The organism is Bacillus sp. LM 4-2, from assembly GCF_000978495.1.
Classification (GTDB): Bacteria; Bacillota; Bacilli; order Bacillales; family Bacillaceae; genus Bacillus; species Bacillus subtilis.
In genome coordinates, this window is sequence record NZ_CP011101.1 from 1,545,595 (window position 1) to 1,557,944 (window position 12,350).

A 12,350-nucleotide genomic window follows, 5' to 3' on the forward strand; every position below is an offset into this window, starting at 1 on the left:
ACATGTATATCATGATAAAATAATGTATGATGTAAAACGGCCAAGCAGTACCTGTCCTCTTGATTCTTTGTACTAATATACGAGCATAGGGGTTCAGTTTAGACCATAGAATTCGGTATACAGGGAATTCAGGCAGGAGGTTAACGCTTTGGCCAAACCTAAAATCGGGTTAGCGTTAGGATCGGGAGGGGCCAGAGGGCTTGCTCATCTCGGTGTGCTTTCCAGTTTACATAAGCACCAAATTGAAGTGGATATGATTGCAGGAAGCAGCATGGGCGCTTTGGTGGGCAGTTTTTATGCCGCCGGACATGACGTGGCAACGATGAAAAAAGTAGCCAAAGCCTTTAAACGAAGGCTTTATGCTGATTATACGGTGCCGAAGCTCGGTTTTTTAAAAGGTGACCGCGTCAGACAGCTTGTGCATGCCTATACATTCGGAAAACCGATTGAAGAGCTCCAAATCCCGCTGGGCATTGTTGCGTGTGATCTACAGACGGGAGAAAAGATTGTGTTCCGAAAAGGATCAGTGTCAGATGCAGTGAGGGCCAGCATCAGCATCCCGGGTATCTTTATTCCGCAGCGGCTGGACGGACGCCTTCTTGTAGACGGCGCGGTCGTCGATCGAATTCCGGTTTCTGTTGTGAAAGACATGGGAGCTGATATTATCATCGCTTCGGATGTTTCCAGGGTTCGAAAAACTGAAACAGCAGTGCATATTTTTGATGTGATTATGCAAAGTATGGATATACTGCAAAATGAATTAGTGCGGCATCAAACAATTGCCGCAGATATCATGATTCGCCCTTCCCTTGAAACATACAGCTCAAGCTCGTTTGCCAATATTGAAGAAATGATATCGGCAGGCGAAGAGGCGACAAACCGAATGATCAGCAAGATAAGAAAAGAAATAGAGAATTGGGAGGGCTCATAATTTGCTACGTAAAAAACATTTTAGCTGGATGCTCGTCATCCTCATACTGATCGCCGTTTTATCATTTATAAAACTTCCATACTATATTACAAAACCGGGAGAAGCGACAGAGCTTGCTTCATTGATAAAAGTGGAGGGAGGCTACCCGGAAAAAGGAAGTCTGTCCTTAATGACTGTTAAAGTGGGACCGGCTAATCCATTTACATATGTGTGGGCAAAGATGCACCCTTATTATGAAATTGTTCCTGATGAGAGCATTAAGGAGGAAGGCGAATCAGATAAGGAGTATATGAAAAGACAGCTCCAAATGATGAAAAGCTCGCAAGAAAATGCGGTTATAGCCGCCTATCAAAAGGCAGGAAAAAAAGTCAGCTATTCCTTTAACGGCATATACGCAAGCTCAGTTGTAGAAAACATGCCGGCAAAAGGGAAAATAGAAGTCGGTGATAAAATCATCAGCGCAGACGGCAAAAACTATCAGTCTGCTGAAAAGCTGATTGATTATATCAGCAGCAAAAAAGCGGGAGATAAAGTCACGTTAAAGATCGAAAGAGAAGAAAAAGAAAAGCGTGTCACCCTTACGTTAAAACAATTTCCTGATGAGCCGGATCGGGCAGGAATCGGAGTTTCGCTTTATACAGACAGAAACGTGAAGGTAGAGCCTGATATTGATTTTGAAATCGAAAATATTGGCGGCCCGTCAGCAGGGTTAATGATGTCCCTTGAAATCTATAATCAGCTGACAAAACCAGACGAAACAAAAGGCTACGATATTGCGGGAACAGGTACGATTGATGTTGACGGAAAAGTAGGCCCGATCGGCGGCATTGATCAAAAAGTCGTCGCCGCAGACAAAGCCGGAAAAGACATTTTCTTCGCGCCAAATCAAAACGGCGCCAGCAATTCCGATTATAAGAACGCAGTAAAAACAGCAAAAGATATTGATTCAAATATGAAGATTGTGCCTGTTGATACCATGCAGGATGCGATTGATTATTTGAATAAGCTGAAAGCGAAAAGCACCTGATTCTCAGGTGCTTTTTCTATACATTTAAAAAGTGTTGTTCATCTTCGTCATATCGAATCGGTGCATGTCCGTATTCCTGTAGGTCAAACTCAGTTCTCAGCGGCTCTTCTATCGGCAGGCTGTAAATCCTGCTTGCTTTTACGTCCAGATCGAGAGCTGGATGGGAGAAAGAGGACAGTTTGCTGACAAGCGGAACAGACAGTGCTTTTTTCTTTTCGGATAAATAAGCCTGTCCTTTTTTCGTCATGCCGAGAAGCCTGATATACGGCGCCTTATCGTTGTCAAGCAGCTTTTGCATATCCTGTTTTTTTGTTCTGGTTAAAATGTGTGTATTCATCCGCTGGAGCCTTGTCCACGTATAGCGTTTTGTTTTCAGCAGTTCCATAAATTCCTGATAGGAGCTGGATTTTCTGATCGAACGAATAATTCTGTGCTCTAAACCTTCCTCCACCTCGTATACTTGCTGTAATTCCCGTGCCGTTACAGTTGAAAGGCTGTATTTTAAGTAAGAAAAGTAGCTTTCAGGTGTATGCCACAATCCGAAAGATTTGCGGTAAGCTGCTAATTCACGTGCAGATGCAGCAGGGAGAAAACGAAGGCAGGCTTCGAGATTCTGGCCAATCATCGCTTTTCTAATGCTTGTGGCACTTGCTATATGGTTTTCGCCTTCAGGGAGATCGGCATCATGATAGTCCGAAGAGATTCGTGCCGTAGTATAAGGTTTCATAGGATATCCCCCGGTTAGAATCGAGGTCACATACTGGTATCCCAAAATGTTATTTGGTTTTGACAAGTCAAGTGCACTTTCAGTATGCAAAATGGAGCTGAAGGCGATAGCCGCCGCTGCTGGGTAACTGGCCCCCTTTTTAAGTTCTTCTTTAATTCGGTCATTCAATATATGTTTATGCTCATCAATAAGCTGTGATGTTTCTAAAAAAGGCTTGATATCCCCATTTTCACTCCCGAAAAACAGCGCCTCACATTCAAGTTCGTTCAGGATGGAAACACTGCCGCGTGCAAAAATGTCTGCTTTTTGCACGGCATAAAGATAAGGCAGCTCAATGACAAGATCAACTCCGCTTTGCAGCGCCATTTTTGTTCGGGCCCATTTTGATACAACAGCGGGTTCCCCGCGCTGTAAAAAATGCCCGCTCATGACCGCCACAGCCGTGTCACATCCGGTTTGCCGCTTTGCTGTTTGGGCATGATAAAGGTGACCGTTATGAAAGGGATTATATTCAACCACCAATCCGACAGCTTTCATATTTTTTCCGCCTTTCTTGCTATGTTTAAAAACGTATGGTACATTTGCAAATGAAAACTCTTACGCCTTATTTTTGTTTTAAGTGTATGCATAGCATATTCCGCTGTCAACGATACTTCAATGGCAGCATTATGCTGTAAAGAAAAAATATTGACAAAAACAATCTTAAAAGCTATAATCATGTTTGTTGCTTTCCTGAGGTGATACAAATGAAATGGACGATTTATCAGCTGCATCAAATGCCAAAACAAAGTTTTGAGTTTGATGAAACAGTTGAGTTAAATGAGCTGACAAAGCTGAATTCTGACATTCGCCGCATTTCTCCCGTCCGGGTGAAGGGCAGAGCGGATATCAAATCCAAACAGGTTTCGTTTGATTTTACAATTTCAGGCGAAATGATTTTGCCATGCTCAAGAACACTCGTTGATGTCCCGTATCCATTTGAAATTTCAACAAAAGAACTGTTTATATTTCATCACACGGATGATATAGAAGATGATGACGTTCACATTGTTGAGGACGATACTATCGACTTAACTCCGATCGTGAAAGAAGAAATTCTTTTAGAAATCCCTATGCAAATCTTTTGTGAATCTGAACAAGAAAAAGGAGCTGCTCCTCAAGAAGGAAAGGATTGGCAAGTTATTTCGGAAGAAGACAAGAAGAATCAAGTTGATCCGAGACTTGCAGCCCTTGAAAAGCTCTTAAAACAAGATGATGAATCTTAACTCTTTAAGGAGGTGGGAATAATGGCTGTACCTTTTAGAAGAACTTCTAAAATGAAGAAAAGATTGCGCCGTACACATTTCAAACTTAATGTACCTGGTATGACAGAATGTCCGTCATGCGGAGAGATGAAGTTGTCTCACCGTGTATGCAAAGCATGCGGATCATACAACGGCAAAGACATAAATGTAAAAAGTAACTAATAAGAAAAGCGCGGGGTGAAAGCCCTGCGCTTTTTCTTTTTCTCTTCCTGTCAGCTTGCGGAAAATTTGTGAGTGCAAATAGTCTATCTAATCTATTACCGGCATATGTATGAGATAAATAAGCTGACATGGAGGGAGATTGAATTTGACCATTACAAGACAAGATGCTTGGACTCAGGATGAGGATTTGCTGCTGGCAGAAGTGGTGCTTCGTCATATTCGAGAGGGAGGAACACAGCTTTCAGCCTTTGAGGAGGTTGGAAGGGCGCTGACCAGAACCGCGGCAGCCTGTGGTTTCAGGTGGAACTCATATGTGAGAAAACAATACCAGTCAGGTATAGAGCTTGCAAAAAAGCAAAGGAAAGAACTGAGAAAGCAAATCGGCGTTCATTCGGTCAATATGCCGAATTCCATGAAGCAGACTGCCTCGGCATCGTCGGAAGGAAAACGAGATTTGTCCATTCAGGATGTTATTCAATTTCTCGAACAATTCAAAGAAGCGCCGTCTGCACAAGAATTTCAGCTTGAAAGGGAAAAATTGAGGGAGCAAATCCAATCGCTGCAAAAAGAGCTTGAGGATTTGCGGAGTGAAAATCAGACATTGCGGAATCAGCTAGAGATGACAGAAGAGGATTACAAGGCACTGATCGATATCATGGATCGGGCCAGAAAAATGGTTGTTTCGAAGGAAGACGGAAGAATGAAAAAAGCGGCTCAAGAAACGTAAAGAAACGCCTGAAATGAACCGGCCCTATAGTAAGAATAGGCCGGTTGTTTTGATTTCTATGCAGACTCTCCTGGTGTCATTTCGTGATCCATATCAGGATGCCAGATGAGCGGGTTTTCCCCTTTGTCCCTCGCCATATCATACTTAACAGTTTTAAAGTTCATTTTGTTCCAAAATTCCGCTGATTTCATTCTCGGATTTGTCCGGATCGGCATTTTGAATGATTTTGCAAATTCAACCAAGGCTCTCCCGTATCCCCTGTTCTGGTAGCCCGGAAGAACCTCAAGCTTCCACAGCTCCAAATAATCCTGGCGGTTGTCAAAATAGGGATTCGATTTGCCGTTAACTTGATACAGACTCATTCGTGCTACAAGTTTATCGCCAAAATAAATCCCGTAAAAAGGCGAGGTGCTGTCATTTTCAATAATATTATCCTGAAGTTCTTCAAGCATTGAAAGCTCCTGAATGCCGTATTCTTTGAATTTCTTGAATTCTTCCAGCGTTTTATAGTTGATAAGCAGACGTTCTACCTTTGTCAAACAAATCTCCCCCTTTGGTGTTTCTACATATATTGTAAACGCTTTATTTAAAAAATCCAAATATTTAAACTTTAATTTTAAGCACATGGGATCTTTGAGAAGTAATTTCTTCTTACTTCTGCTATGATAATACGTAAATGCTAAATTGGGTGTGACATCATGAAAATTGGAATTATCGGCGGAGGCTCCGTCGGTCTTTTATGCGCCTATTATTTGTCACTTTATCACGACGTGACTGTTGTGACGAGGCGGCAAGAACAGGCTGCGGCCATTCAGTCTGAAGGAATCCGGCTTTATAAAGGCGGGGAGGAATTCAGGGCTGATTGCAGTGCGGACACGAGTATCAATTCGGACTTTGACCTGCTTGTCGTGACAGTGAAGCAGCATCAGCTTCAATCTGTTTTTTCGTCGCTTGAACGAATCGGGAAGACGAATATATTATTTTTGCAAAACGGCATGGGGCATATCCACGACCTAAAAGACTGGCACGTTGGCCATTCCATTTATGTTGGAATCGTTGAGCACGGAGCTGTAAGAAAATCGGATACAGCTGTTGATCATACAGGCCTAGGTGCGATAAAATGGAGCGCGTTCGACGATGCTGAACCAGACCGGCTGAACATCATGTTTCAGCATAACCATTCGGATTTTCCGATTTATTATGAGACGGATTGGTACCGTCTGCTGACGGGCAAGCTGATTGTAAATGCGTGTATTAATCCTTTAACTGCGTTATTGCAGGTGAAAAATGGAGAACTGCTGGCAACGCCAGCTTATCTGGCTTTTATGAAGCTGGTATTTCAGGAGGCATGCCGCATTTTAAAACTTGAAAACGAAGAAAAGGCTTGGGAGCGGGTTCAGGCCGTTTGTGGGCAAACGAAAGAGAATCGTTCATCCATGTTGGTTGACGTCATTGGAGGCCGGCAGACGGAAGCTGACGCCATTATCGGATACTTATTGAAGGAAGCAAGTCTTCAAGGTCTTGATGCAGTCCACCTAGAGTTTTTATATGGCAGCATCAAAGCATTGGAGCGAAATACAAACAAAGTCTTTTGAGCTTTTTCGGTAACATGCTATACTCATTTCGGATCACTAACTATTTATTGGAGAAAGGAAGTTCTAGAAGATGCAGCTAACTGAACTTTCCATCAAAAATCAGAATGTGTTTGTACAGCACTATATAGATGGCAAAGAAGAAATGTCTTCTTTTTTTGATTACAGTATTCATCATAAGGACATGTGGCGAGAAAGACTGGAAGACTTATCTTCCCGGTTTTTCGCAAGAGAGGAATTGGCGGCGTACTTAACCTCTTACCATAATAAATTCGGTTCAAGTGCGATGCAGTCTGCTATTGAGAAGCTGAAGGACCCGTCAAGTGCCGCTGTAGTCGGCGGACAGCAGGCAGGACTTTTAACAGGACCGCTTTACACCATACATAAAATCATTTCAATCATTGTTTTAGCAAAGCAACAAGAAAAGGAACTGCAAGTGCCTGTCATACCAATCTTCTGGGTGGCTGGAGAAGACCACGATTTGGATGAGATTAATTTTGTTCACACATCTGAAGAGAATGGGCCTGTGAAAAAAAAGCTGCCTCAGTCGTATTGGAAGAAATCATCAGCAGCGAGTACATCGCTTGATCAGGAAAAGTGTGCCGCGTGGATAGATGATGTTTTTGCCGCTTTTGAAGAAACAGACCATACGAATACACTTCTCGACAATGTGAAACGATGTTTAAGGGAATCTGTTACGTTTACTGACTTCTTTGAGCTGCTGATCGCGGATTTGTTCCAAGAAGAGGGCTTAGTTTTATTAAATTCTGGAGATCCGGGGATTAAAAAGCTGGAAACGGCCATGTTCCAAAAGATTCTTCGAGAAAATGATGAACTCGCCCGCGCTGTATCAGATCAGCAGGCCTTCATGCGTCAAGCAGGCTACAAACCGATTATCGAGTCCGGAAAAGAGCAGGCGAATCTGTTTTATGAATACGAAGAAGAGCGTTTTTTAATTGAAAAAGACAACGGCCGATTTGTCATCAAAGAGCTTGATCTAGGATGGACGAGGGATGAACTTCATACACATATGGAAGAACATCCAGAGCGTTTCAGCAACAATGTTGTAACGAGACCGTTAATGCAGGAATTTCTCATTCCGACTTTAGCATTTATTGCAGGGCCTGGGGAAATCAATTATTGGGGCGAGCTCAAACAGGCATTTGCGGTGATGGGCTTCAAAATGCCTCCTGTCATGCCAAGGCTGAACATTACGATACTTGAGCGGCATATTGAGAAAAAACTGGTTGAACGGAATATCTCATTACAAGACGCGATTGAGCGCGGAACGGAGAATCAAAGAGAGACATACTTCGAGCGCCAGATTCCGGAAGAGTTTACGGCGGTGATGGATCAGGCGAAAAGCCAAATTGAAGCGATTCACAAAACGGTCCGGCAGGAGGCGTTAAAGGTTGATCAAAGCTTGGAACCTTTACTCCTGAAAAATGCCGCTTTTATACAGGATCAGCTTCAATTCTTAGAGCGCACGGTGATGAAGCGAATTGAAGAAAAAGAAGGCTACGTCTTGAAGGATTATGAAAGAATTCAAAATAGCATTAAGCCGCTTCTTGCGCCGCAAGAACGGATTTGGAATATCATGTATTATTTGAACAGGTACGGTCCAAAATTCTTCACGACATTCAAGAATCTGCCATTTTCTTTTCAAAATCAACATCAAGTTGTCAAACTTTGAAATAAAGTTTTAAAGAACCCCGACTAGTTCAGGGTTTTTTTTTATGGGTAAACAGTGTAAAATGAAGTTGTGGAGCGAAGTGGTGAATAGTGGTGAGTTAAGGAGAGAAAGTGGGGCAAGAGATCATGTTTATGGGTGAATATCAGCATACCATCGATGCGAAAGGCCGCATGATCGTACCCGCTAAATTCAGAGAAGGCCTAGGTGAGCAATTTGTGCTGACTAGAGGACTTGACCAATGTCTCTTCGGCTACCCTATGCACGAATGGAAACAAATTGAAGAAAAACTAAAAGCTCTTCCTCTCACAAAGAAAGATGCCCGCGCGTTTACCCGTTTCTTCTTTTCAGGGGCGACTGAATGCGAACTGGACAAGCAAGGCAGGGTAAATATCGCATCATCTCTATTGAATTACGCCAAACTGGAAAAAGAATGTGTTGTTATCGGGGTTTCTAATCGAATTGAATTGTGGAGTAAAGTAATTTGGGAACAATACACAGAAGAGCAAGAAGATTCATTTGCTGAAATTGCTGAAAACATGATTGGGTTTGATATATAATGATTCTTCGTGTATAACACTCTAAAAACAATTTCAATTCATCCTGATAAAAGGTGGGACCAACACAATATGTTTCAACACAAGACAGTACTTCTTCGTGAAACCGTAGACGGACTCAATATTAAGCCGGACGGTACATATGTAGACTGCACACTCGGCGGAGCTGGGCACAGTACATACTTATTGCAGCAGTTATCCGAGAAGGGGCGTTTAATCGCTTTTGACCAAGATGATACGGCATTACAGCATGCTAAAGAAGTGTTGTCCGACTATAAAGGACAGCTCATTCTGATGAAAAGCAATTTCAGGTATTTAAAAGAATGTTTGAATGAACAAGGCATTACAGAAGTAGACGGTGTTTTATTTGATTTAGGGGTGTCCTCTCCGCAGTTGGATACACCGGAGCGCGGATTCAGTTACCATCATGACGCACCGTTGGACATGAGGATGGACCAGTCGGCTACGCTTACGGCGAAAGAAGTCGTTAATGAGTGGCGCTATGAGGATCTCGTCCGTATTTTCTTTAAATACGGAGAAGAGAAGTTCAGTAAACAGATCGCCAGAAAAATTGAGGAGGCAAGAATGAAGTCTCCTATTCAAACTACGGGCCAACTGGTCGATCTAATAAAAGACGCGATTCCCGCTCCAGCGAGAAGGAGCGGCGGACATCCCGCTAAACGCGTGTTTCAGGCAATCAGAATTGCCGTAAACGATGAACTTAGGGTGTTTGAAGAAGCTTTGGAGCAGGCAATTGAGGTTCTGAAGCCAGGGGGCAGGGTATCGGTCATTACCTTCCACTCGCTAGAAGACAGAATTTGCAAAACCACTTTTAAAGAAAAGTCGTCGCTTCCGGAACTTCCTCCGGGACTTCCTGTTATACCGGAAGAGTTTGAACCGGAGCTGAAGCTCATCACACGAAAACCGATTACGGCATCTCAAGAAGAGCTTGAAGAGAACAACCGGGCTCGTTCTGCCAAGCTTCGGATTGCTGAAAAAAGAAAATAACGAAACGCGAACGCAAAATTAAAAGGAGGTCATCAGCCTATGAGCAATTTAGCTTACCAACCAGAGAAACAGCAGCGGCATGCGATCAGTCCTGAGAAAAAAGTGATTGTCAAGAAAAGGGCTTCCATTACTCTCGGAGAAAAAGTGCTTCTTGTCCTCTTTGCTGCGGCGGTGCTCAGCGTATCGCTTTTGATCGTATCGAAGGCGTATGCGGCATATCAAACCAATATTGAGGTGCAAAAGCTTGAGGAGCAAATTTCATCCGAAAATAAGCAAATTGGTGACCTCGAAAAAAGCGTTGCTGATTTAAGCAAACCGCAGCGCATTATGGACATTGCGAAAAAGAACGGCTTGAATTTAAAAGATAAAAAAGTGAAAAACATACAGGAATGATTCAAATGCCAAAAAAGAATAAATTTATGAATAGAGGAGCAGCGATTCTAAGTATTTGTTTCGCTCTCTTTTTCTTTGTCATCCTGGGGAGAATGGCATATATTCAAATAACCGGAAAAGCGAACGGCGAAGTGCTTGCGACAAAAGCGACAGAGCAGCATGAAAAGAAACGGACCATCGAAGCGAGCCGCGGCTCGATTTTAGACCGAAAAGGAAAAGTCATTGCAGAGGACACAGCGACGTATAAACTGATTGCGATTCTCGATAAAAAAATGACCACTGATGTCAAGCATCCTCAGCATGTTGTAAACAAAGAAAAAACGGCAGAAGCATTGTCTAAAGTGATAAACTTGGACAAGGCCGACATCCTTGATATCTTAAATAAGGAGGATGCAAAACAAGTCGAGTTTGGCTCAGCTGGCCGGGATATTACGTATTCGCAAAAGCAAAAAATCGAAAAGCTGAAACTCCCGGGCATTTCATTTTTACGGGATACAAAACGCTATTATCCAAACGGTGTTTTTGCATCCAATTTAATCGGCTATGCCGAGGTTGATCAAGACACAAATGAAATTTCCGGCGCGATGGGGTTAGAAAAAGTGCTGGATAAGTATTTGAAGGAGCGGGACGGATATGTGACATATGAAAGCGACAAATCCGGCTGGGAGCTCCCGAACAGCAAAAATAAAATTACAGCGCCAAAAAATGGTGACAATGTATATTTAACCATTGACCAGAAAATTCAAACCTTTTTGGAAGACAGCATGACAAAAGTGGCGCAAAAGTATAATCCGAAAAAAATCATGGCCGCAGTCGTTGATCCGAAAACGGGCAAAGTCCTTGCCATGGGACAGCGCCCAAGCTTTGATCCGAACAAGCGCGATGTGACAAACTACTATAATGATTTGATTTCATATGCGTATGAGCCCGGATCCACGATGAAGATCTTTACACTTGCTGCTGCGATGCAGGAAAACGTGTTTAATGCGAACGAAAAATATAAATCAGGGACATTTGAAGTTGGCGGAGCACCTGTTAAGGATCACAATAACGGTGTAGGCTGGGGTCCGACAACATATCATGACGGCGTCCTAAGGTCGTCGAATGTCGCTTTTGCGAAACTGGCGAAAGAAAAGCTGGGATATGACCGCCTCAATCAATATTTGCACAAATTCAATTTTTACCAGAAAACAGGTATTGATTTGCCTGGAGAAGTCTCCAGCAAAATCAACTTTAAATATGAATTTGATAAGGCGTCAACTGCATATGGCCAAGCGTCTGCGGTCACACCAATTCAGCAGATTCAGGCCGCAACGGCAATTGCAAATGACGGCAAAATGATGAAACCTTATGTGATTGACCATATCGTTGATCCCGATAAAGATAAAACTATTTATCAAAATAAGCCGGAATCAGCCGGAACCCCAATTTCTGCAAGCACAGCGAAAAAGGTGCGGGATATATTGGGAGAAGTTGTTACGTCGAAAATCGGAACAGGGCAAGCATATAAAATCGAAGGTTTTGATGTTGCCGGGAAAACAGGTACTGCGCAAATAGCCGGTAAAGGCGGATATTTAGACGGCACAGATAACTATATCTTTTCTTTTATGGGTATGGCGCCAAAAGATGATCCTGAGCTTTTAATTTATGTTGCTGTACAGCAGCCGCAACTAAAAGCAGGACAAAGCAGTTCAGATCCAGTATCAGAAATCTTCAATCCAACAATGAAAAATAGCCTGCACTACCTAAACATCGAACCAACTGAAAAATCTGACTCAGATAAGGAAGAAACAAAAGCGCAGACAATGCCTGATTTAACAGATCAAACGGTAGCTGCTGCTCAAAAGAAAGCAAAAGAGGAGAATCTCACACCAATTGTCATCGGCAGTGATGTCGCTGTAAAAGAACAGTATCCGAAAGCGGATGAGGAAGTTCTCACCAATCAAAAGGTCTTCCTGAAAACGGGCGGCAAAATCAAAATGCCTGATATGACAGGCTGGTCGAGAAGAGAGGTTCTGCAGTACGGCGAGCTCGCGGGAATTCATATTGAAGTAAGCGGACAAGGCTACGCTGTCAGCCAAAGTGTTAAGAAAGACAAAGAAATCAAAGACAAAACCGTAATCAAGGTTAAGTTTAAAAATCCTGATTAAAAAGAAAGCCGTCGTTATGCAGGCTTTCTTTTTTTATGCCTTCAGAGGAGCATCGTTCTACCTGTCCAAATTCAGGCATAAA

Annotated in this window: 14 protein-coding genes; 11 read left to right on the plus strand and 3 right to left on the minus strand. The window is 42.8% G+C overall.

Going from position 1 to position 12,350, the window contains the following annotated elements; translation table 11 throughout:
• Window positions 1-148 precede the first annotated feature (148 nt).
• On the plus strand, window positions 149-931 hold the full coding sequence (locus bslm_RS07880) for a patatin family protein (RefSeq protein WP_003232221.1): 783 nt from the start codon (window positions 149-151) through the stop codon (window positions 929-931).
• A 1-nt stretch (window position 932) separates the two neighbouring features.
• Window positions 933-1,958: a protease DdcP gene (gene ddcP / locus bslm_RS07885; RefSeq protein WP_003245451.1), complete on the plus strand. Its 1,026-nt coding sequence runs from the start codon at window positions 933-935 to the stop codon at window positions 1,956-1,958.
• 16 nt (window positions 1,959-1,974) lie between these two features.
• On the opposite strand, the gene bslm_RS07890 is transcribed toward ddcP, so the two are convergent.
• Window positions 1,975-3,222 (minus strand): nucleotidyltransferase, encoded by a 1,248-nt coding sequence (locus bslm_RS07890; RefSeq protein WP_046381001.1) that lies wholly within the window; start codon window positions 3,220-3,222, stop codon window positions 1,975-1,977.
• Window positions 3,219-3,404 carry a hypothetical protein gene (locus tag bslm_RS07895; protein WP_003232215.1) on the minus strand — a complete coding sequence of 62 codons (186 nt, stop codon included), beginning with the start codon at window positions 3,402-3,404 and terminating at the stop codon, window positions 3,219-3,221. The genes bslm_RS07890 and bslm_RS07895 overlap by 4 nt, the downstream gene beginning before the upstream one ends.
• 27 nt (window positions 3,405-3,431) lie before the next feature.
• On the opposite strand from bslm_RS07895, the gene bslm_RS07900 reads away from it, so the two are divergent.
• The 3 genes from bslm_RS07900 to gerR all read left to right on the plus strand — a co-directional run bounded on the left by bslm_RS07900 (window position 3,432) and on the right by gerR (window position 4,878).
• Complete coding sequence (locus tag bslm_RS07900; RefSeq protein ID WP_014479718.1) at window positions 3,432-3,950, plus strand: YceD family protein; 519 nt, start codon at window positions 3,432-3,434, stop codon at window positions 3,948-3,950.
• 21 nt (window positions 3,951-3,971) lie between these two features.
• Window positions 3,972-4,151 (plus strand): 50S ribosomal protein L32, encoded by a 180-nt coding sequence (gene rpmF, locus bslm_RS20635; protein WP_003154457.1) that lies wholly within the window; start codon window positions 3,972-3,974, stop codon window positions 4,149-4,151.
• 145 nt (window positions 4,152-4,296) lie between these two features.
• Window positions 4,297-4,878: a sporulation-specific transcriptional regulator GerR gene (gene gerR / locus bslm_RS07905; protein WP_015715842.1), complete on the plus strand. Its 582-nt coding sequence runs from the start codon at window positions 4,297-4,299 to the stop codon at window positions 4,876-4,878.
• 56 nt (window positions 4,879-4,934) lie between these two features.
• Here gerR and bslm_RS07910 read toward each other — a convergent pair whose 3' ends face one another.
• Window positions 4,935-5,417, minus strand: a complete 483-nt coding sequence (locus bslm_RS07910) for an N-acetyltransferase (RefSeq protein WP_014476736.1) — start codon at window positions 5,415-5,417, stop codon at window positions 4,935-4,937.
• Between the two features lie 159 nt (window positions 5,418-5,576).
• On the opposite strand from bslm_RS07910, the gene bslm_RS07915 reads away from it, so the two are divergent.
• The 6 genes from bslm_RS07915 to pbpB all read left to right on the plus strand — a co-directional run bounded on the left by bslm_RS07915 (window position 5,577) and on the right by pbpB (window position 12,268).
• The gene (locus bslm_RS07915; RefSeq protein ID WP_046381002.1) at window positions 5,577-6,473 is read left to right on the plus strand and encodes a 2-dehydropantoate 2-reductase; all 897 of its coding nucleotides are present in this window, start codon (window positions 5,577-5,579) and stop codon (window positions 6,471-6,473) included.
• Window positions 6,474-6,543: 70 nt separating this feature from the next.
• Entirely contained in the window at window positions 6,544-8,163 is a 1,620-nt protein-coding gene (gene bshC / locus bslm_RS07920) for a bacillithiol biosynthesis cysteine-adding enzyme BshC (protein WP_046381003.1), read from the plus strand.
• Between the two features lie 125 nt (window positions 8,164-8,288).
• Entirely contained in the window at window positions 8,289-8,720 is a 432-nt protein-coding gene (gene mraZ, locus bslm_RS07925; RefSeq protein ID WP_003221402.1) for a division/cell wall cluster transcriptional repressor MraZ, read from the plus strand.
• 69 nt (window positions 8,721-8,789) lie between these two features.
• Window positions 8,790-9,725: a 16S rRNA (cytosine(1402)-N(4))-methyltransferase RsmH gene (gene rsmH, locus bslm_RS07930; RefSeq protein WP_029317766.1), complete on the plus strand. Its 936-nt coding sequence runs from the start codon at window positions 8,790-8,792 to the stop codon at window positions 9,723-9,725.
• 39 nt (window positions 9,726-9,764) lie between these two features.
• Entirely contained in the window at window positions 9,765-10,118 is a 354-nt protein-coding gene (gene ftsL / locus bslm_RS07935) for a cell division protein FtsL (RefSeq protein WP_003232200.1), read from the plus strand.
• Window positions 10,119-10,123: 5 nt separating this feature from the next.
• The gene (pbpB, locus tag bslm_RS07940) at window positions 10,124-12,268 is read left to right on the plus strand and encodes a penicillin-binding protein 2B (protein ID WP_038828392.1); all 2,145 of its coding nucleotides are present in this window, start codon (window positions 10,124-10,126) and stop codon (window positions 12,266-12,268) included.
• The last annotated feature ends 82 nt before the right edge of the window (window positions 12,269-12,350 follow it).

Coding starts and splice junctions, on each gene's coding strand:
- bslm_RS07895 (WP_003232215.1), bottom strand. CDS start 3,404: ATGATTATAGCTTTTAAGATTGTTTTTGTCAATATTTTTTCTTTACAG.
- bslm_RS07915 (WP_046381002.1), top strand. CDS start 5,577: ATGAAAATTGGAATTATCGGCGGAGGCTCCGTCGGTCTTTTATGCGCC.
- ftsL (WP_003232200.1), top strand. CDS start 9,765: ATGAGCAATTTAGCTTACCAACCAGAGAAACAGCAGCGGCATGCGATC.
- bslm_RS07900 (WP_014479718.1), top strand. CDS start 3,432: ATGAAATGGACGATTTATCAGCTGCATCAAATGCCAAAACAAAGTTTT.
- bslm_RS07890 (WP_046381001.1), bottom strand. CDS start 3,222: ATGAAAGCTGTCGGATTGGTGGTTGAATATAATCCCTTTCATAACGGT.
- rpmF (WP_003154457.1), top strand. CDS start 3,972: ATGGCTGTACCTTTTAGAAGAACTTCTAAAATGAAGAAAAGATTGCGC.
- pbpB (WP_038828392.1), top strand. CDS start 10,124: ATGCCAAAAAAGAATAAATTTATGAATAGAGGAGCAGCGATTCTAAGT.
- rsmH (WP_029317766.1), top strand. CDS start 8,790: ATGTTTCAACACAAGACAGTACTTCTTCGTGAAACCGTAGACGGACTC.
- mraZ (WP_003221402.1), top strand. CDS start 8,289: ATGTTTATGGGTGAATATCAGCATACCATCGATGCGAAAGGCCGCATG.
- bshC (WP_046381003.1), top strand. CDS start 6,544: ATGCAGCTAACTGAACTTTCCATCAAAAATCAGAATGTGTTTGTACAG.